The organism is Peteryoungia desertarenae, assembly GCF_005860795.2.
In the GTDB taxonomy this organism is placed as follows: Bacteria; Pseudomonadota; Alphaproteobacteria; order Rhizobiales; family Rhizobiaceae; genus Allorhizobium; species Allorhizobium desertarenae.
In genome coordinates this window covers 458959-478326 of sequence record NZ_CP058350.1, presented here as the reverse complement: position 1 = coordinate 478326, position 19368 = coordinate 458959, and the positions used below count along the sequence as shown (strand labels likewise).

The following is a 19368-nucleotide window of genomic DNA, read 5'->3' as shown; positions in this document are numbered from 1 at the left end:
GCGCCTTGACCCTCGTCAGGGCTGCTCGTTTTTTTTGGCGGCTTCTTCCGCGCGTCTTCGCGCCTTCTCGTTTTCCTTCTTCAGGTCTCGCATCTGCCAGATATAGAAGGCAACTGCGAGACCGAAGACGAAGACCGCTTCTATCAGTCCGAAATAGTTCTCAGCCAAGACCGGTCACCTTTCTCTGGACAAGGCGTCGACGGAAGCGATTTTCTTCTCTGGCTCTTTCCTGCAGCTGCATCAGGATGAGGGCGAAGCGATCCAGGCGGCCCGTAGCATTCTCGAGCACCGGTAACGACAGCGACTGCTTTCTCGCCGCAGCGTAGCTGTGTGCAGAACGCATCACCAAGGCAGCCGTAGCCGCATCAGGGGGCTGTGCTGCGAATTCAGGCGCCACGCTCTTTTCGCTTTCTGTCTCTCTACGGGCGTTGAGCGCGAGACGAAGCTTTGTTGAAAGTGCCGTCGAGGCGCGTTGGCTGATGCTGTCATAACCGTTTTCGCGGATACGCGTCCCAATCCCCTGGTAGACAAGTGCAGCGGTGCGGATCGCGTGGCGGCAATCCGGAGGCAAAAAACTGATGCCCGCAAGACCGAGCCCGTAGTGATGATCGGCCTCTTCAAGCAAGCGCGCAACGACACTTCCAAGTGCCGGTGAGAACTGCGGATCCAGCATGAGCTCCTCCGGCGAAATCCCGACATCCCTCAGCCAATCCTGCGGCAGATAAAGTCGCCCGTTGCGCACGTCTTCGCCGACGTCGCGGGCGATATTTGTCAGTTGCATCGCGAGCCCAAGATCGGCTGCGCGGGCAAGCGCTTCGGGTTCGCCGGTCTTCATGACGAGCGCCATCATGATTCCGACTGTTGCCGCGACGCAATTGGCATAATCCTTGACCTCGGCGATCGTCTGAAATCGCCGCTGGGCGGTGTCCATTTCAAAACCGTCCAGAAGGGTCTCAGCGACGAGTTTCGGGATGGCATATTCCTGAACTGTGCGCGCAAAGGCGCGGTCACAGGCGAGCGGTGCGGGACGTCCCTGATAGATCAGATTGAGCCGCTGCCGCAGCGATGCAAGAACATTCTTCTCAGCGCCGGCGCCATCAATCAGATCGTCGGAATGGCGACAGAAAGCGTACAGCGAGAAAGCCGCCTGACGGGTTCGGGATGGAAGCAGTTGTGCAGCGAGGTGAAAGGATCTTGAGCCCCTCCGGATGGCCGTTGAACATGCCTTCAGATCCGTCGTTTCTCCGGAAAATCCATAATTGAGGCTGGCCGGTCTCCGATGGAAAGGGACGGCCAGGACTGGCTGGTGCGATGAACAATCGTTTTCAGGCGACCAAACCGTCATTGGAAGGTATCCCCTCCATTGCGGCGATCAGAAAACGCTTTCGGATCTGGCACCATATCTGCGACGATCCTGGCCGAGCACACCACCCCCGGCAGCCCTGCTCCAGGATGGGTACCTGCGCCGCACAGATAGAGGTTTTCGAGCTCCTCACTCTTGTTATGTGGGCGAAACCAAGCGCTTTGCAGGAGCTTTGGCTCAAGGGCAAACGCTGCACCCTCCCAAGATAGGAGCCGATCGTGAAAATCGACCGGGGTTGTGACCCGCGATGTCACGATGTGTTTGTTAAGCTCGGGCAGAAGCGTCTCTTCCAGACGTTGTTCTACTTTTTTCCGGTAACGCTTTGCAATTTCTTGCCAATCCGTCTTGCTGGCGAGATTCGGTACGGGGCTCAGCACATAGAAAGCGTCGCATCCTTCAGGCGCCAAGGATGGATCAGAAGCACTGGGACGATGCAGATACAGGCTGAAGTCTTCAGCCAGCACTTTCTTCTTGAAGATGTCGTCCAGCAACCCCTTGTATCTGGGGCCGAACACCATGGTGTGATGATAGACATCATCATAGCGACGGTTCGTGCCGAAGTACCAGACAAACAGGCTCATGGAATAATCGCCGCGGGCGATCTTGCGGTCTGTCCAGCGTTTGCGCTTGTGGTCCCTGAGGAGTTTTCCGTAGGTGGAAGCGGGATCGCAGTTTGAGACAACAAGATCTGCCGAAACTTCTTCTCCGGAGGAGAGGCGAATACCCGTCGCTCTGTTGCCTTTGGTCAGGATGGTCTCGACGGTTTCTTTCAGGCGGATCGTGCCCCCATTGCGGGTGACAAGGCTTGCAATTCCGCGCACCAGCGCATTGGTGCCACCCACTGCATAATGCACACCATACTTGCCTTCGAGATGAGCGATCAGGCAGTAGAAGGAAGTCGCCGAGAACGGATTGCCCCCGATCAGGAGCGGATGAAAGGAAAAGATGTTGCGGAGCTTCTCGTTCTTGAAATGGCTGGCAACGACCGAATAGACCGAGCGATAACCGCCAAGTCGAACAAGCCTTGCAAGAACCTTTGCCGTGAAGCTGATGCTATGAAACGGCTTTGCCGCCAATTGCTCAAAGGCGACCTCGTAGATGCGCCTGCTTTCGTCCATGAAACTGCGATAGCCCTTGACGTCGTCGGGCTCGAAGCGGGCCACTTCCTGTTCCATGGCCTCTCGATCTCCGGAATAGTTGAAGACCGAGCCGTCATCGAAACGAATCTTGTAGAAGGGTGTGTTTTCGCGAAACTCGACGTCATCGGCAAGACGACCGCCGCAATCTCGCCAAAGCTCCTCGAATAGCCAGGGTGCGGTGATGATCGTCGGTCCAGCGTCAAAGACGAAGCCATCCTGGCGATAGGCATAGGCTCTGCCGCCCGGTGCGTCGAGCGGATCGAAGATCGTCACTTGATAACCACGGGCGGCAAGGAGTGCGCCGGTTGCAAGTCCACCGACGCCAGCGCCGATGATCACTGCGTGCGGTTTGGTTCCGTCTGGTCCTGGTCGGTGTGGCCGGAAGCGTTCGGTCATGTTCATGCGGCGTCCGCTCCATTCTGGGTCCTGGTGAAGACTGCATGCTCGATCTGTCTTGCGACCTCCTGAGCATTGCACTCATGCACCAGATGTCCGCCCGTCGACAGGCTCACAAGTTGAGCTCTGGGTGCCGTTCGTGCCGCATGTACCGAGTTGTCGTGTGGCACCATCGGGTCATCCCGGGTGGCAATCAGGGTCAGAGGCAATTTCAGATGGCGAAGAAGGTCGTCGAAGCGGCTCAAATCCCAGGCGGCCATCATGCCGAGCGCGCCACGGACATGGCCGCTGGACCCGAGTAGAGTTCGATAAATATCGCGTCCCAGGGGATCGATGCTTGATCCTGTCGCTTCAAGAAGATTTCCGCCAAGGGGAGTGCTGCCGGCGAGCATGGAGAACATTGTGGCAGACAGAGGATTTGCGAAGAGAGCCTTCGCCATCGGAGAGAAAAGACGATAGCCGCGTATTGGCAAGAAGGCGCCATTGATGGCAACGACCTGCTTGACATTGCCTAGGTTGGCGGGGGTTGCAAAGGTTCCCGCTGCCAGGGCAACGCCAATGGCGGCACCTGCCGAATGCCCAAGGATCACATCCGGTTTGACATCTATCTTTTCCAGCAATGCGGCAATCGCTTTCGCCATGCCATGAAGCGAAAGATCCGGTGTGCTTTTGGGCGTGGTGAACCCGTGGCAGGGCAGATCCGGTACCATGAACTGGAAGCGTCCCTCCATTTGGCTGACGAGATTTCGCCAGGAGTGGGATGATGCACCTGTACCATGGAGAAGAAGGATCTTTGGACCAGTCTCCTGACCCGGCAGTTGCACATGCCAGTCAAAGTTTTGGGTGGAGATAAAGCGGCTCGTGCCGGCGTGGGGCCATCTGGCCTTTTCGTCACGCCACTTCAGCCATGTACCGGCGATTGTCATGATCCCTGTGCCTCCATGGAGGCATTGACCAGATCAGCCATTCTCCGTGCGTCTGCGCGAGGCAGCACATGGAGATCAGCTCCCATTTCTGCGGCGAGCCGGGTGACTGCTTCTCGCGGGCGCCGGGCGATGTCGATGCAGATGCTCCTGATTTCCAATGCACGATATTTACGGGCCATGATCATCAGTTGTTCGGCCGCCAAGGCGCGGTCTGGCGATCCGTCGAGAGCGACATTGCCACTGCCATCCGTCATCAGCACAAGGATTGGCGTTGTTCCCCGACGGCGCAAGGCCAGCGCCATCTGCAGTCCCTGCTCCAGACCGGATACAAGGGGTGTCGGTCCGCCTCCGAGCAGGCCTGCCAGTTTACGCTTGGCGGCAACCAGCGATCGGGTAGGAGGCAGGACAGTCTCGGCTGTTGTGCCGCGAAAGGCGATGAGGGCTACCTCGTCGCGACGGACGTAGCATCGTGCAAGAAGCTGTTCGATTGCTCCCTTGGTTTCGCCCAGTCGCTCAAGGGCGGTAGAGCCTGACGCATCCACCATGAAAATAGCGGTCGAAGGTGCTTGATGACGAAGGCGCTGGTAGCGATAGTCTTCTCGGGTGATCAACAGCTTTTGAGATGCTGCCGGCTGCATGTTGCTTGTTTCACCACGCTCCGCCAGACGTTGCCGCTGAGCCTGTCTAATCCTTTGCCAAGGGGCTGCGGCACGAAGTGTGGCAATCACATCCGGTCGAGCTTCCGGGTAGGGTGGTGACTGGGCAAGGCCGAATGGACGTCCGCGCCTTGCATCCTTCTGCATCGAGCCGGCCTTGCCGGCCTTGCCGCTTTTGGCTCGGAATCTTTCGCCTGACAGGAAAGCGGGAATATCACCGATTACACCTTTTTCGACGGCTGCGAGAAGCTCCGTCAGTTGGTTCAGGTTGACTGGCGTATCATGCTGGCTTTGCTGTTCTCGCTCGGCACTCTCAGGCGGTTGCGCCCTCTGGTCTTCCGGGCGGTTTGTCGGTTCTCCATGTTCCGGCGCTGGCGGGTCTGGTTCTTGTTGAGCAGACCTGTCAGGTGCTGTGAGCTGTATTCCAAGACAAAGACGCAGCGCACAGATTGCATCTTCCTCGCCAACGTCCAGCCTTTCATGCAGGCTCGCAACTATCCGGCTTGCATTGGCCACATGCATCAGGCTGCGCAGCGAGGCATGGCCTGTCGCCAGTGTGATGTTGGAAACCAGTTCAAAGAGTTCCTTGCCCAGGCGTGCATCGATGATCCTTGCAGCCGGGTCTGCCATTGCTACGGTGTGTCCCTGCTGGGCTGCCGTCCATGCTGTTGAATGCAGATCCACTTTCAGAGCCAGCCTCTCCGCAAGTGCGGCCGGCAGGGATTCGTCGTCGTCAACCGCCTCATCGAGGGCGATCACCAGGAAGTCGTGTTCCCTTGACTGGTCGAGGGCATTTGCGATCACGGCGGCACAGGTCTGATCGATCCGCTCTGCCATCGGGATCAACAATACTCCGCCCCTCACGGCGTTGAGCAACCCCTTTTTCCTCACCATGAATCCGGCCATGGCCGATGCCGCGAGGTCCACGGAATCCAGCAGCCAGGACACGGAGGCATTGGCGGGCAATCTCAGCCACGGTTTATCTGGTCGGACAACGGTGCGGAGATGCTCAAGGTAGCAGTCGCGGACGCCGCCGGCACGAGCTTTGATCCAGATACCTCCCATGACCGGCCCGCCGGCCGCCAACAGTCGAGTGGCCAGCAAGGCATCACGCCAGTTTGCTTCGCCATGCGCGCGAAGAGCCTCTTGGAATCCCGGTTGTGGCCGGAGGTCAGCCATGGCCGACCCCGTTTTCGACTCCCGCGAGAGCACGCCTGATGCGTGGTGCGCTGCCGGCGTCATCCAACGGATCGCGTCGCAGACGGTGGCAGAGAACCATGGGTGAGATATCTGCGACATCGTCCCATGTAACGCTCCTGCGCCCGTCCAGTGCTGCAGCGGAACGGCAGGCCCTCATCAGGGTCAATTCGCCGCGCATTCCGTCGATGCCAAGGCTCATGCAAAGTTGCGACATTCGCATCAGGATCGTGTCTGGGACTTCCACGTCACGCAGGATCTTCCGGGCGGTTACCACGCGATTCCGGATGGCGGTATCCTTTCTCGCCCATGTGGCCGAGAAGTCATCCGGGTCGGCCTCATAGGCGTCGCGCCGGCGAATGACCTCAATCCGTTCTTCCAGCTTGTTGATCGTTGTGACTTCAACGGAGAGACCGAAGCGATCAAGCAGCTGTGGTCGAAGGTCGCCTTCTTCCGGATTACCGCTGCCGACCAGAACGAACCGGGCGGCATGGCGGATGCTCAATCCTTCACGCTCGACGACGTTCACGCCTGACGCGGCGGCGTCGAGAAGCAGATCGACCAGGTGGTCTTCCAGAAGGTTGACTTCATCAATGTAGAGGAAACCACGATTGGCTGCGGCAAGGAGACCGGGTTCGAACTCCTTTTCTCCGGCGACAAGGGCCTTTTCCAGATCCAGCGCTCCACAGACCCGGTCTTCACTGGCACCAAGGGGCAGATCGACCATCGGTGTGCGCTGCTTGCTGATCGCAGGCCGTTTTCCGCTCGCTCCAGGCTGACATTGCGGGCAGCAGGCCTGGGGTTCAGCGGGGAGGCAATTGTAGCGACAGCCCTGGCGGGTTTCGATTTTCGGAAGAAGTTCTGCCAGGGCGCGAACGGCGGTGGATTTCCCTGTTCCCCGATCACCAAAGATCAGGACGCCGCCCAAAGACGGATCGACCGCTGCCATCAGCAGCGCCTTCTTCATATCCTCCTGGGCAACTATGGCGGAGAATGGAAAGGGCTTCGGCATGGGACCCTCACTCGCAACGTATGTGTCAACTTATGTTTACACTTTTTTGTCACGCTTTGAAGGGGCAATCTCGTTTTTCTTTGTGGTACGCGTCGCCAAGCCACAAAAAGGCGATCGTTCGCAGAACGGCGCGGTGGTCGTCCTTAGCAAAAAGGGGCCCGTCAAGGCCCCTTCCTGTTTCCATGTCAATCCCGTCAGTCGAGACGCGCGCCGCTTGCGTCGAAGAAGTGTAAGCCGGTTGCTTTCGCACCGATGTTCACAATGTCGTCCATCTCGATCCGAGAGCGACCTGCCACACGAAACACGATATCGCTGCCATCGGTCAGCGTGCCATGCACATAGCTTTCGGCTCCAACGAGCTCGACCGCCGCGACCTTCACAGAGGCGATGAAAGTCTCTTCGCCGCTGTCGCCTTCGATCACATGCAAGTCTTCCGGGCGGATGCCGAGGGTGGCAGTTTCTGATGGAACTATTGCATCCGATTTCATCGACCAGCTATCGGTCGCTTTCGCCATTTTGAGCAGATTCATCGACGGCGAGCCGATAAAGGTCGCGACAAAGGTCGTCGCGGGGCGCTCGTAAAGCTCAATCGGCGTGCCGACCTGTTCGATACGCCCGGCATTCAGCACCACGAGCCTGTCGGCAAGCGTCATGGCTTCCATCTGGTCGTGGGTGACATAGACGCTGGTCGTGGCGAGCGAGCGTTGCAGCCGCTTGATCTCGACACGCATCTGCACGCGCAGCTTGGCATCAAGGTTCGACAGAGGTTCGTCGAACAGATAGGCGGCGGGCTCTCGGACGATCGCGCGGCCCATGGCGACACGCTGACGCTGGCCGCCAGAGAGCTGGCGGGGCTTGCGTTCCAGGAACTGCTCGATCTCCAGTGCCTTGGCGGCTCGTTCGATGCGGCGGTCGATCTCGTCCTTCGGCGTGTTGCGGTTCTTCAGACCGTAGGCGAGGTTCTGGCGCACGGTCATATGCGGGTAGAGCGCGTAGTTCTGGAACACCATGGCGATGTCTCGTTCGGACGGTTCCAGCTGGTTCACCACCCTTTCGCCGATTGTGATCTCACCGCCTGAAATGCTCTCTAGACCGGCAATCATGCGCAACAGCGTGGACTTGCCACAGCCTGACGGGCCAACGAGAACCACAAGCTCGCCATCGGCGATTTCCAGAGACACGCCTTTGATGGCTTCGACATTGCCATACATCTTGCGGACATCGTTCAAAACAATCTGGGCCATTACTTTTCTGTCTCCACAAGACCTTTGACGAACCATCGCTGCATCAGAACGACAACGATGATGGGAGGGATGATGGCGAGGATCGCCGTGACCATGACGTAATTCCAGGGCGTGGAGGCGTCGGTGAAATCGACCATGCGGCGCAGGCCGATGATGATCGTGTTCATCTTGGCGTCGTTCGTGACCAGAAGCGGCCAGAGATACTGGGTCCACCCGTAGATGAAGAGGATCACGAAGAGCGCTGCGATGTTGGTGCTCGACAGCGGCAGCAGGATATCCTTCATGAAGCGGAAGGGGCCGGCATTGTCGATTCGCGCGGCTTCCACCAGCTCGCCCGGGATCGTCAGGAAGAACTGTCGGAACAGAAAGGTGGCCGTCGCCGACGCCATCAAGGGAAGTGTCAGCCCCGCATAGGTGTCGATCAGCCCGAGATCCACAATCACCTTGTAGGTGGGCAGAATGCGCACCTCGACCGGCAGCATCAGGGTGATGAAGATCATCCAGAAGAAGAACATCCGGAAACGGAAGCGGAAGAAGACGATCGCGAAGGCCGACAGGAACGAGATGATGATCTTGCCGACGGCGATCGCGATCGCGACCACGAAGGAATTGAACAGCAGCCGCTCAAGGCTGACGCCGACGACACGCTCAACGCCCCCGGACATGGCTTCTGTATAGTTCTCGACGAGTTGATCGCCTGGAAGCAAGGACATGGGCGGGCGAATGATGTCCTGCGAACTCATCGATGAGGCGATGAAAGTGTAGTAGATCGGAAAGGCAACGATGATGATGCCGATGACGAGGATCAGGTGGCCAATCAGATTGGCGATGGGGCGTTTTTCAATCATGTCCGGTCCTCAGCCGTAATGCACCCGCTTCTCGACGAAGCGGAACTGGAAGGCCGTAAGGCCAATGACGATGATCATCAGGATGACGGACTGGGCGGCCGATGAGCCGAGGTTCAGGTTGACGAAGCCATCATTGTAAACCTTGTAGACCAGCGTTTCTGTCGCCTTTGCCGGGCCACCGCCGGTGACGGCATGAATGATGCCGAACGTGTCGAAGAAGGCGTAGACGGTGTTGACGACAAGCAGGAAGAAGGTCGTCGGTGCAAGGAGCGGGAAGATGATCGTCCAGAAGCGGCGGCTGCCGCGGGCGCCATCGATCGCTGCGGCCTCGATGAGCGACTTCGGGATCGCCTGGAGACCGGCGACGAAGAAGAGGAAGTTGTAGCTGATCTGCTTCCAGGCGGCGGCGAAGACAATGAGCGCCATGGCCTGGTCGCCCTTCAGAAGGGGGTCCCAGTCGAAGCCTGTAGAACGCAGGAGATAGGCGAGCGTCCCCATCGCCGGATTGAACATGAAGAGCCACAGCATGCCGGCAACGGCGGGCGCGACGGCATAGGGCCAGATCAACAGGGTGCGGTAAAATGTCTGGCCGCGGACAACCTTGTCGGCAGCCGTTGCGAGCAACAGCGCGACAGCCATCGATACCAGCGCCGTCAGTGCACTGAAGACAATCGTCACCTGGAACGAATGAAGATAGTTCGGATCCGACAGGATCGCCGAGAAATTGGCAAAGCCCACGAAAGTGCTTTTGAGCCCGAACGGGTCTTCCCTCAGCATGGACTGGTAGATCGCCTGGCTTGCGGGCCAGAAGAAGAACACCAGCGTCAGGATGATCTGCGGCGCCAAGAGCAGGTAGGGCAGGATTTTGTTCGGGAAGTGAACCGTGTGCAAGGTGAAGCTCCTCAGCCGGCCAGAGAAAAAGCACCGCCCGCATCATATGATGCGGGCGGTGTTGTCAGTCGGTCAGATCAGTTGCTGGAGACAGCAGCGATGGCGGCGTTGCCGCGATCAACGATGCGGTCGAGCGTGGTTTTCGCATCCTGCGAACCGGACAGCATGGCTTCAAACTCTTCGTTCATGATGTCGCGAACCTGCGGCAGGTTCGGCAAACGCACGCCCTTGGAGTTTTCGGTCGGCGCTTTGCCGCTCATTTGCAGGATCGGCGTTTCACGCGCCGGGTTCTTTTCGTAGAAGCCCGAGGACTTGGTCGCCTCGTAGGCTGCATTGGTCACCGGAAGATAACCGGAAACCTGATGCAGGCGTGCCTGAATTTCGGTCTGGGACAGGAAATTGAAGAACTGGGCAATGCCCTTGTATTCTTCATCGCTCTTGCCACCGAAGACCCAGAGGCTGGCGCCGCCCGGAATTGTGTTCTGCGGACCGTTGCCCTCGTAGTAGGGAAGCTGACCGATTCCGTAGTTCATGCCCGACTTGACGATATCACCAAGACCGCCAGAGGATTCGGTCATGATGGCGCATTCGCCCGAAAGGAACAACTGCTTGGCTTCCGAAGTGCGGCCGCCGTAGCGGAACACGCCATCCTTGGCCAGATCGGCGATCGACTGGAAGTGCTGCACGTAGAGGGGCGAGTTAACCTTCAGCTCCACTGTGCCGCCAGCAAGGCCGTTTTCGTTGGTACCGTAGGGGACGTTGTTCCAGGCAGCGAAGTTTTCGGTTTGGATCCAGGTCAGCCAGGTCGATGTAAGGCCGCAGGGAGCTGCGCCGCTTTCCTTGATCTTGCGTGCTGCGTCGAAGACTTCAGGCCAGGTCTTTGGCGGGTTTTCTGCGTCAAGACCCGCCTTTGTGAAGGCGTCCTTGTTGTAGTAGAGAACCGGCGAGGACGAGTTGTAGGGGAAGGACAGCATTGTCCCGTCCGGCTTGGAATAGTAGGCGACGATGCCGGCCAGATAATCGGACTTGTCGAATTCGAAGCCACCCTTCTGCAGAACTTCGGCGACCGGAACGATCGCGCCTTCCGCGCCCATCATGACGCCGGAGCCGGCATCGAAGACCTGGATGATTGCCGGTGGCTGCTTGGAACGGAATGCGGCAATGCCGGCATTCAGGGTTTCGGGGTAGGTGCCCTTGAAGACGGGCGTGATCTTGTACTCGCTCTGGCTTTCGTTGAACTCCTTGGCCAGTTGGTCAACAACTTCGTTGTTGGCGCCGGTCATGGCATGCCACCATTGCAATTCGGTGGCAGCAAAGGCTGCAGAGCCGAAAGAAAGCGAAAGGGCGAGGGTCGCCGCGGATGCAGCGAAACGTTTCGTGGACATGGTGCCTCCCTGATGTTCCACCTGGTCCAGCGACAGGCTGGCCAAGATTTTCGCTCACGACTGATGGTCCGACATCGGGCGTGAACGCACTTCTGTTTTTGAAGCAGTCATATTCAAAACGAAAATAAATGAACCTGCAACGAAATTGTGACAGTCGGTTGTCATAGATTGTGCGTGAATGTCTGCCATTTGGGCAAATGCCTATTTCAAGCCCATGAAAATCCTCAATTTTATCAGATTCCAGTTTTCATGACGTCCTGTGCATATCCCTTGCAGCTCGGGGGTATCGAAATCTTATCAATTAGAAGGTGCTAAAGCGAAAGTATCCGTTACATTGTCGTAATTGAGTTTGAAACACATGAAGTTCAGCGGCAGGTGTTGCGACAATCAGTTTCTTAGCTCCCGTTAAGGAGTATGCCATGGACGTTCTGCGAGAGTTTGATACTGGTTCGGTGCATTGATGGCTGCAGCAGGAGTGGTGCTTATGAGAGGAAAGATCGCTGTCGTGACCGGCGGAACGCAGGGGCTGGGTGCAGAGGTCGCAAGACTATTTGCCGAAAGAGGAGCGCAGGCGATCACCATTTGCGGGAGAAGCGTCGACAAGGGGCGGGCAAAGGCTCGCGAGCTTGAAGAGCGGTATGGTGCATCGGTGCAGTTTGTTGCTGCCGATCTCGCATCGGTTGAGGATTGTCGACGCGTGATTGCTGCTGCCGTGGAGCGCTTTGGTCGTATCGACACACTCGTGAATGTTGCAGCGATTACCGATCGCGGGACCATACTCGACACCTCGCCCGAACTCTTTGATCGGATGTTTACCATCAATGTGAGGGCACCATTCTTCCTGATGCAAGACACAATCAAGGTGATGCGCGAACGCGGCACTGAGGGTACCATCGTCAATATCTCGTCCATGTCTTCGATGGCCGGCCAACCCTTCATATCTGCCTATTGTGCATCGAAGGGCGCGCTTGATACCCTGACGCGGAATACCGCTTTTGCTCTCCTGCGCAACCGCATCCGGGTAAACGCGCTCAATATCGGCTGGATGGCAAGCGACGGGGAAGATCGCATACAGCGGGAGTTTCATGGCGCGAGCGAAGACTGGCTGGAGAAGGCGTCTGCGGCGCAACCATTCGGTCGCCTCGTTGATCCAGCTGAAGTCGCGCGCGCTGTCGCCTTCTTGTCAACGCCCGAGTCGGGTCTGATGACAGGCGCAACGATCAATTTTGATCAGGCCGTCTGGGGTGCTTATGAAGGAGCGCCCCATCCGGTTTCTCCGCTTTGATTGCCCGTTGAATGGACTTCATCAAGCTGTTGGGATTTGACCGTCTGCCATGGCGCGAACCAGAAGCAGCATGACCAGTGCCTGTCCGTAAGGGGCGGGCACATTTGGAATCTGGCGATAAAACTCCAGCGTATGCCCCATTGGGGTCCCATCCGAGACCTCAAGAACGATGCCTGTTTCATCGATCCGTGCCATGACTGCGTCCAACGCCTTTTCTGCAACCGCACGGTAGGTCGGGTCCACCAAGCCCAGATCGATCCCACGCAGAATGCCGTAGGCAATGGCTGCGGTTGCTGATGTTTCCTCGGGCGAGGTCGGATCACAGACCAGCGTGTTAAACATGCCGTTTGCACGCTGATGTGCTGCCAGCGTTTTCAGTTGCGCACGAAGGATAAACGTCAGGTGGCGTTTGAGGTGATCAGGGACCTTGTCGACCAGACCGAAAAGCTCGGGTATCGCTACAGTAATCCAGGAGTTCCCTCTGGCCCAGAAGGCTTTTGCGAAGTTGTGGCGCCCGTTGAAGGTCCATCCATGGTACCAGAGACCTGTTATCGGGTCGGCCAGATAACGTTCATGCACCATGAACTGGTAGAAGGCCTCCTCGATCCAGTCCTGCCGCCCAAAACGCTGGCCGGCGCGGGCAAGGAAAAGGCAGGTCATGAAAAGCGTGTCGTCCCACAACTCCCCATCATTCATGCGCTCTTTGACCACATGCTGGAAACCGTCGTCTTCGGTTCTGGCGAGGTCCTTCATCAGCCATTCTGCCCAATCCTTGACCAGCGCTTCCCAGTCTGGACGGTCCACGTGATCGATCAGGATCGACAGAGGTAGCATCGGCGACGATGAGTTTACCTGTCTTGGGGGAAGCCCTCGGCCAATCTGCCAGTCATACCACCGTGCAATAGCTTCGATCAGCGACTGGTCACGTACTGCTTCAGCGTGGCGGATCAGGCCATAAATGCCGACACCAACTTCCCAGTCCCATTCGTCAAACTGAAGGTCATAGCCGTCAGCGGACAAAGCGGCCGTTTCATTGATGCCTTTGAGGCGTGCAAGACCAAGCGCGACCCGGGAAAGGGCTTCAGATAGGGTATCGGGTTGCAGCATCAGCATGGTGGTCATTCCTGTCTTCTCAATATCAATAGGTGTCAGCGACAAAGGTCTTGATGAGCGGCTGAAGGGTCAGGTTCGGGAAGGGATGCGAGGTTCCGTTCAAAGCAAGCCCGTCATTCCAATCGAGGGTAAGGGTCGGTTTTCCACTGCGACTGGCCGTCAGCGATTTACCGTCATCACTCACCTGCAGTCTGATGGTCGCCAGATGTGTCTGAAAGGCCTCGAATGAGGTGTTATCGCGCCCTTCACCGACGATGATCATCCATCCGCAATGCCGACCTGGCGCGCGATATTCGATATTGGCGCCTGGTCCGTCTTCAATCTTTGAAATGGCCTGGGTGGCGGTCATCGCTGCATAGCCCGAGTCCTTTCGTATGATGATCCAGTTGTCTTTCAGGAGGACATCATCAAAGGCGGTGCTTTCGACATAGGCATGGGTGAAATTGATACGCGCGTTGTCCCCGAGGTCAAAAAGCAGCAAAGCCGTGTCCTCGTGCTGACCTGTGCGGGGCAGAGATCCATTACCGGCCCAGTAAGACGGGCGCTGGTTACCCCACGGATCGTCTTCGCCGGGGTGATTGACCCAGGCACGGGCAAGTTCGTTGGCGGTAAAGCGGACATCGACTACATGCTGCTGATGCCCGCGTCCTCCAGGTTGACCGCCCACCATTGAGGAAAGTTGCACCTGTGACGTTTTGTATAGGGCGAGCTTTGCTGCGTGATCATGTCCCTGAACATAATGCGCCGAAATTGCCATTCCGGGCTCTACGAAGGCTGCACGCAGAGCCTCACCGGGAGGGCTGTAGCCGCCTGATGCAAACATTGGCAGTGCGGCAACGCCGTCATTCAGCCAGCCAAGTCCGAACCCGACAGTGGCAAAGGGTGCAAGTTCCGTAAGGGGCCCCGCCCGCAGTTCCTTGTCGTAGGCTCGCCCCATCGTGCCCGCTGGTACGCCGCCGGATTTATGTAAGCCGATCATTACGAAAAGGCGGTCCAACAATTGCTCAGACCGGCGCCGGATTTCTCCGTCACCCAGATGCTGGAGCGCGAGTAGACCAATGAAATCGATGGGGTAGTAGGCAGCCGAATTCCATTCTGCGAGCCCGTGCTGCTCGACAGAGTCAAACCATTTCATCAATCTTTCTTCGCCGAGGCGGGCCTGTTCCTGCCCGGTACGGCCAGACGTCGCGAATACGGCGCCTGCATATTGGCGACCAGCCAGATATTGGGCAGCGTGAAAGCAAAGGACATGGTTCTCACTCCAGAACCACATCACGTCATTGCCCGGTTCGTCCACCCAATACCGATAGCCGAGGATGGAGCGATCGATTGCTTCCAGCAGGTCAGAAGGAATGCGTTCTCTGTAGCAGCCTGTCAGCCACAAAAGCGGCACCAGCACAAAGTCGGAGCAGTCTCGCCTCTCATTGATTGCAGCCAGCGTATTCGAGATGATCTCCCGGAAGACTGGATCAACGGGCCGTCCTGCGGCCATCATCGCGATGGCGCGCCCCGCTCGCATTTCTCCATGATCTGCCATGTACTCCACAGCGATCTTTTTGCGTGTTTCAAGCGCGAGATTCCGCATGTCTCTCGGCTCTTCGCAGAGTGTGGCGAAAGCAATCTCGCGCTGAACTTTGGTGTCGCCAATGGAAAAACTCAGCTTCAGGGGATGATATCCATCGGGCAGTCGGTCTGCTCCGGGGATCACCACGCGTGTTTCGTGTGCCTTGAGAACAGACTTCTCATTCATCAAGGGTTGCTTGTCGCGCATATGCACACTGGGGAGTACCGATGCCTGAATGGTGACATCGAGACTGGCTGGTTTGTCGAAAACCAGGACAAGCTGGCCTTTCTTCAGATGCATCGGTTGAGGGCGAACCTGTGTCGCCAGGTCCTTGAGCACCTGGATATGGTCTTCGCTTGCGGGCACCGGAAGGATTGTCCTTAGCTCGCTATCTCCAAGACATGTCAGCTCGAAATACCAGAGGGCGTCCCGCTCTGCCATTTCTTCGGTGAATATCACGATGTCACTGCCGCCTGCCCGAAGGGGCAGTTCGACTTCCGTTGTGCTTTCCTTGTTCCGTCGAAACGGCTCAAAGCGCGCAACCAGTATTCCGTCAACCCAGATGTGCACGCCACCACAGGTAGCCAGCTTGAAAGGATAGTTTCCCGAAACAGGCGCCACCAGTTTTGTTTTTAGCCAGCGGGACAGCCGCGTCGGACGATGCCAGAAACCTGAGAATTCAACGCGTCGATTAAAGCCCGGCAGGTTCAATCCGATGACGTCGAAATCTTTCTCCAGTTCGACCGTCCGGACGGAGATGTCCTTCCATATCGCCTTGCGGCAGGGAAGGTCACCGATATCAACGAAGCCGTTGACGAAGCGATAATTCACTCGATCTTCTGCCAGGGCCGGTTCTCCGGGATAGTAGAGTTCCCGTGCCGGGCCCAACGCCCACGCTGTGACGGTATCACCTTTGGCAACTTTGAACCCGCACGAGACAGTTTCCGTCTCTTTGCTCAATGCCGCTGTCATGTTCTGCCTCCCTGAACCGCGGAGTTGGGAAGGCTGAGTTCAATGCGCTCCAAAAGTCCCGGAAGTTCGGTGATCTGGCGGATTGTCAGGCGTGGTCGTTCATCTCGCAGTCGCGGCTTGTGGCTACGTCGAGTCGACCAGGCAAGGAAGATGCTGATCAATCCAAATCGGTTCGCACCGACGATATCCCGTTCGAGGTTGTTGCCCACCATAACGGTTCTGTCACGGTCGTTCTCATGCAGGCCCATGGCGGCGCAGGCAGCCTGAAACATCTTGGGTGACGGCTTCAATTCCCCGATATCGCCGGAGATTATATGAGCATCAAAACTCGTCCAAAGATCGTGTAGTTGAAGGAGATTCTCGAAGGTTTCCCTCGGGCCGTCTGCCACCAGGCACAGGCGGTGACCGGCTGCCTTCAATTCTGAAATCATGGCGTTGGCCCCTGGAATCAGGTCACCGGTGATGACGATGTCCGTTCCTGGTCGTTTCACTTCGGTGCGCTCGTCCACGAGTGTATCGCCACAGTCCAGAAAGACTGCTGCGAGATGTGGCACCGTGCCCGGAAGTTCCGAGACCAGCGCCTCGAAGCGCTGGGGGATCCAATCCTCTAGGATTTCCCATGGAACCAGTTGGAGCGCTGGTTGTGCATCAAGCGAGTTGTTGAAGTTCCAGCTTGGTTTGAAGGCCAGTCTTTTCAGCTTGAGGCGTGCCAACCTGTTCTCGAATAAGGACGCGCAAATCTGCCCCTGCTGAGAGAACCGATTGGACAGATGAATGCCCTGATCGCCGGCAAAGGCGCTACACATCGCCTCTACAAGCACACCTGCATCGCGTTTCATCTCCGCAGGATCGGCCCAGTGTGCGTGCTTGCCTGGTTCGACGTAGAGTAGAGGGCGCTGGCCTTCGACCGGCAGTGTTTGGTCTGGCCGACGCATAGGCAGCCGAGCGCCATGGCGTGAAGCTTCCACGGTAACAACCTGACCGGTGTCGTCGATATGGACCCAGACATGTTCCAGATCATAGAGGTGCTGAATATCCCAGTCATACCATAGGGCGTATTCGATGATGGCGGCAGCGCGCGGATAGAGCCTGAACTTGGACGAGCGCGATTTCGCCTTTTCCCGATAGACCGCATATCCGGCGACCAAGGGTGCAAAAGGTTCTGCGGTGTCGAGCATCAGTATAGGCAGGTGGCGTTTTGCCAACTCGAAATCTGGTTCGGCGGTGCTGCTGAGAGGCAAGGCGGGCAGATGACGGCCTGGCACGGGCAATTGCATCATAGATCTGCCACTCCCGTCAGATCCAGTTGCTCGGCGTAGTGGCAGCGAACCTTTCTGCCACCTGCAACATCACGAAGCTCCGGGACATCGGTTCGGCACTTGTCATCGGCATATGGGCATCTCGGATGGAAGGGGCATCCGGCAGGCACATTCATCGCGTCGGCAATTTCGCCCTTCAGCGGAACACGCTTGCGCAGACGATTGCCTCGCGGGTCAGGCTGGGGAACAGCTGCCAGCAACGCCTCGGTATAGGGATGGAGTGGTTTGGCAAACATGGTGTCGGTTGGGCCGACTTCCATCAGGCGGCCGAGATACATGACGCCCACCCGATCCGAAATATGCTCGACCATCCCGAGGTCATGCGTGATAAAAAGGTAAGTGAGGCCGAACTTTTCTTGGAGGTCCTGCATCAGATTGATGTTTTGTGCGGCAACCGAGACGTCAAGGGCTGAGACGGCTTCGTCTGCCGCAATGAAGCTCGGATTGAGCGCAAGAGCTCGGGCAATGCCGATGCGCTGGCGTTGCCCGCCCGAGAATGCATGCGGATAACGCATCACATACTCCGGTCGTAAGCCGACAAGCCCCAAGAGTTCTGCCACTCGATCCTTGATCTCTCCTTTCGTGCCTATCCCGTGGATGACCAATGGTTCACCAACGAGTTCCAGCAGCGTCATGCGAGGGTTCAGCGAGGAGTAGGGGTCCTGGAAAATCATCTGCATTTCACGCCGAATGCTGCGCATCTCGACGTCGGTGAGATGCGTGATATCGACAACATCTCCCGATGAACGGCGGAATAGGATCTGCCCGCCAGTGAGGTCGTAGGCGCGCAAAATCAACCGAGCGATCGAGGATTTTCCTGAGCCGCTTTCCCCGACAAGACCGAAGGTTTCACCCTTCTTGATGTCAAATGTGATGTCGTCTACGGCCTTTACGGTTGCAACTTGACGCCGCATCCAACCTTCGTGAATTGGGAAATACTTCCGGGCGGCACGGATCGATATCAGTGTGTCATCGTCGATTGAAATCTGTGGCGCAATCGTCATTCGGCGGCCTCTGCAGTCTGGATGCTGCCTGCAAAGTGACAGCGTGCGCGTTGTCCGCTCGGGAAAACCACTTCATCCGGTGTTTTGACGTCACATGTGCCGCCCACGCCATGCAGACAGCGGGGGTGGAAGGAGCATCCACTTGGCACGTTATAGGGATCGGGAACCATGCCCGAGATCGTTCGCAAGCGCTTGCCGTGACTCTTGCGGAGTCTTGGAATCGATTGCAGGAGCGCTTGAGTATAGGGGTGCTTCGGCTCGTAGAAGATCTCGTCAACGGTGCCGGTTTCAACTACTCGACCGAGATACATGACAGCGACGCGATCAGCGATGTCAGCCACCACACCAAAGTTATGGGTGATGAAGACGATGGCCATGCCAAGTTCCTGTTGCAGCTTCTTCAACAGTTCCAGAATCTGAGCCTCTGTCGTCACATCCAGAGCGGTCGTCGGCTCATCGGCGATCAAGAGAGCTGGATCACAGGCAAGCGCCAAAGCAATCATGGCGCGCTGACGCATGCCGCCGGAAAGATGGTGTGGATAGCGATCGACAATATCGGCAGGTCTTGGCATCTGAACGCGTGTCAGGAGTTCGATCGCCTGGTTGCGTGCTTCCTTTTTGGAGACCTTCTTGTGCAGCATCACCGTGCGCATGATCTGCATGCCAATGGTGTGGACGGGCGACAGGGCCGTCATTGGCTCTTGAAAGATCATGCCAATTTCACCGCCACGAATTTCGCGCATGGTGCGACCTTGCCGATCCTGCTCGGAAATCACAACCTCGCTGCCATCTGTGCGACGAAAGCGTATAGTGCCGCTTGCGTCGAGCGCAGTTTTTGGCTGGAGGCGCATGATCGATCGCGCGGTCACAGACTTGCCTGATCCGCTTTCACCAACGATTCCGAGAACTTCGCCCTTGTCTACGTGATAGGAGACGCCGTTTACGGCCTTAACGAGACCTTCGCGTGTTGGAAAATGTACGCCAACATTGTCCAACTGGAGAAGGCGTTCTGGTGGAAGAAGGGATGAGTTTGGAGATGCATTGTTCATGAGCG

General features: G+C 57.4%; 16 protein-coding genes. 1 reads left to right on the top strand and 15 read right to left on the bottom strand.

All coding sequences use genetic code 11. The features are described 5' to 3' along the window. Positions 1 to 15: 15 nt before the first annotated feature. The 10 genes from FE840_RS02295 to ugpB form a co-directional block, all read right to left on the bottom strand. A complete protein-coding gene (locus FE840_RS02295; RefSeq protein WP_171033772.1) occupies positions 16 to 168 on the bottom strand; it encodes a hypothetical protein in 153 nt (50 codons plus the stop codon). Beyond that, entirely contained in the window at positions 161 to 1345 is a 1185-nt protein-coding gene (locus FE840_RS02290) for a phytoene/squalene synthase family protein (protein ID WP_138288556.1), read from the bottom strand. The genes FE840_RS02295 and FE840_RS02290 overlap by 8 nt, the downstream gene beginning before the upstream one ends. After that, positions 1342 to 2904: a phytoene desaturase gene (locus FE840_RS02285; protein ID WP_138288555.1), complete on the bottom strand. Its 1563-nt coding sequence runs from the start codon at positions 2902 to 2904 to the stop codon at positions 1342 to 1344. Before FE840_RS02285 ends, FE840_RS02290 begins: the two co-directional genes overlap by 4 nt. Beyond that, positions 2901 to 3824 (bottom strand): alpha/beta fold hydrolase BchO, encoded by a 924-nt coding sequence (gene bchO / locus FE840_RS02280; RefSeq protein ID WP_138288554.1) that lies wholly within the window; start codon positions 3822 to 3824, stop codon positions 2901 to 2903. The genes FE840_RS02285 and bchO overlap by 4 nt, the downstream gene beginning before the upstream one ends. After that, positions 3821 to 5659 (bottom strand): VWA domain-containing protein, encoded by a 1839-nt coding sequence (locus FE840_RS02275; protein ID WP_171033771.1) that lies wholly within the window; start codon positions 5657 to 5659, stop codon positions 3821 to 3823. The genes bchO and FE840_RS02275 overlap by 4 nt, the downstream gene beginning before the upstream one ends. Beyond that, positions 5652 to 6689 (bottom strand): magnesium chelatase ATPase subunit I, encoded by a 1038-nt coding sequence (gene bchI / locus FE840_RS02270; RefSeq protein ID WP_138288552.1) that lies wholly within the window; start codon positions 6687 to 6689, stop codon positions 5652 to 5654. The genes FE840_RS02275 and bchI overlap by 8 nt, the downstream gene beginning before the upstream one ends. Positions 6690 to 6883: 194 nt before the next feature. Next, positions 6884 to 7933, bottom strand: a complete 1050-nt coding sequence (locus FE840_RS02265; RefSeq protein ID WP_138288551.1) for a sn-glycerol-3-phosphate import ATP-binding protein UgpC — start codon at positions 7931 to 7933, stop codon at positions 6884 to 6886. After that, entirely contained in the window at positions 7933 to 8781 is an 849-nt protein-coding gene (gene ugpE / locus FE840_RS02260) for a sn-glycerol-3-phosphate ABC transporter permease UgpE (RefSeq protein WP_138288550.1), read from the bottom strand. Before ugpE ends, FE840_RS02265 begins: the two co-directional genes overlap by 1 nt. Before the next feature lie 9 nt (positions 8782 to 8790). After that, positions 8791 to 9672: a sn-glycerol-3-phosphate ABC transporter permease UgpA gene (ugpA, locus tag FE840_RS02255; RefSeq protein WP_138288549.1), complete on the bottom strand. Its 882-nt coding sequence runs from the start codon at positions 9670 to 9672 to the stop codon at positions 8791 to 8793. A 77-nt stretch (positions 9673 to 9749) separates the two neighbouring features. Beyond that, positions 9750 to 11057 (bottom strand): sn-glycerol-3-phosphate ABC transporter substrate-binding protein UgpB, encoded by a 1308-nt coding sequence (gene ugpB / locus FE840_RS02250; RefSeq protein WP_138288548.1) that lies wholly within the window; start codon positions 11055 to 11057, stop codon positions 9750 to 9752. A 484-nt stretch (positions 11058 to 11541) separates the two neighbouring features. Here ugpB and FE840_RS02245 point away from each other — a divergent pair, with 484 nt between their 5' ends. Beyond that, positions 11542 to 12342, top strand: coding sequence for an SDR family oxidoreductase (locus FE840_RS02245; RefSeq protein WP_138288547.1), 801 nt, complete (start codon positions 11542 to 11544; stop codon positions 12340 to 12342). A gap of 21 nt (positions 12343 to 12363) precedes the next feature. On the opposite strand, the gene bglB is transcribed toward FE840_RS02245, so the two are convergent. Genes bglB through FE840_RS02220 form a run of 5 tightly spaced genes read right to left on the bottom strand, consistent with a single transcriptional unit; the run spans position 12364 to position 19363 of the window. Further along, on the bottom strand, positions 12364 to 13464 hold the full coding sequence (bglB, locus tag FE840_RS02240) for a beta-galactosidase BglB (protein WP_425502157.1): 1101 nt from the start codon (positions 13462 to 13464) through the stop codon (positions 12364 to 12366). A 16-nt stretch (positions 13465 to 13480) separates the two neighbouring features. Beyond that, positions 13481 to 15991, bottom strand: a complete 2511-nt coding sequence (locus tag FE840_RS02235; protein WP_210271777.1) for a PA14 domain-containing protein — start codon at positions 15989 to 15991, stop codon at positions 13481 to 13483. Continuing rightward, on the bottom strand, positions 15988 to 17271 hold the full coding sequence (locus FE840_RS02230; RefSeq protein ID WP_246318833.1) for an HAD family hydrolase: 1284 nt from the start codon (positions 17269 to 17271) through the stop codon (positions 15988 to 15990). The genes FE840_RS02235 and FE840_RS02230 overlap by 4 nt, the downstream gene beginning before the upstream one ends. Beyond that, positions 17268 to 18314 (bottom strand): ABC transporter ATP-binding protein, encoded by a 1047-nt coding sequence (locus FE840_RS02225; RefSeq protein ID WP_138288546.1) that lies wholly within the window; start codon positions 18312 to 18314, stop codon positions 17268 to 17270. The genes FE840_RS02230 and FE840_RS02225 overlap by 4 nt, the downstream gene beginning before the upstream one ends. Beyond that, positions 18311 to 19363, bottom strand: a complete 1053-nt coding sequence (locus FE840_RS02220; RefSeq protein ID WP_138288545.1) for an ABC transporter ATP-binding protein — start codon at positions 19361 to 19363, stop codon at positions 18311 to 18313. The genes FE840_RS02225 and FE840_RS02220 overlap by 4 nt, the downstream gene beginning before the upstream one ends. Positions 19364 to 19368 lie beyond the last annotated feature (5 nt).

Excerpts from the sequence above, each read along its gene's own strand:
- bchI (WP_138288552.1), bottom strand. The coding sequence starts at position 6,689 with ATGCCGAAGCCCTTTCCATTCTCCGCCATAGTTGCCCAGGAGGATATG.
- bglB (WP_425502157.1), bottom strand. The coding sequence starts at position 13,464 with ATGACCACCATGCTGATGCTGCAACCCGATACCCTATCTGAAGCCCTT.
- FE840_RS02235 (WP_210271777.1), bottom strand. The coding sequence starts at position 15,991 with ATGACAGCGGCATTGAGCAAAGAGACGGAAACTGTCTCGTGCGGGTTC.
- ugpB (WP_138288548.1), bottom strand. The coding sequence starts at position 11,057 with ATGTCCACGAAACGTTTCGCTGCATCCGCGGCGACCCTCGCCCTTTCG.
- FE840_RS02245 (WP_138288547.1), top strand. The coding sequence starts at position 11,542 with ATGAGAGGAAAGATCGCTGTCGTGACCGGCGGAACGCAGGGGCTGGGT.
- FE840_RS02285 (WP_138288555.1), bottom strand. The coding sequence starts at position 2,904 with ATGAACATGACCGAACGCTTCCGGCCACACCGACCAGGACCAGACGGA.
- FE840_RS02225 (WP_138288546.1), bottom strand. The coding sequence starts at position 18,314 with ATGACGATTGCGCCACAGATTTCAATCGACGATGACACACTGATATCG.
- bchO (WP_138288554.1), bottom strand. The coding sequence starts at position 3,824 with ATGACAATCGCCGGTACATGGCTGAAGTGGCGTGACGAAAAGGCCAGA.
- FE840_RS02230 (WP_246318833.1), bottom strand. The coding sequence starts at position 17,271 with ATGATGCAATTGCCCGTGCCAGGCCGTCATCTGCCCGCCTTGCCTCTC.
- FE840_RS02265 (WP_138288551.1), bottom strand. The coding sequence starts at position 7,933 with ATGGCCCAGATTGTTTTGAACGATGTCCGCAAGATGTATGGCAATGTC.
- FE840_RS02275 (WP_171033771.1), bottom strand. The coding sequence starts at position 5,659 with ATGGCTGACCTCCGGCCACAACCGGGATTCCAAGAGGCTCTTCGCGCG.
- ugpE (WP_138288550.1), bottom strand. The coding sequence starts at position 8,781 with ATGATTGAAAAACGCCCCATCGCCAATCTGATTGGCCACCTGATCCTC.
- FE840_RS02290 (WP_138288556.1), bottom strand. The coding sequence starts at position 1,345 with ATGACGGTTTGGTCGCCTGAAAACGATTGTTCATCGCACCAGCCAGTC.
- FE840_RS02220 (WP_138288545.1), bottom strand. The coding sequence starts at position 19,363 with ATGAACAATGCATCTCCAAACTCATCCCTTCTTCCACCAGAACGCCTT.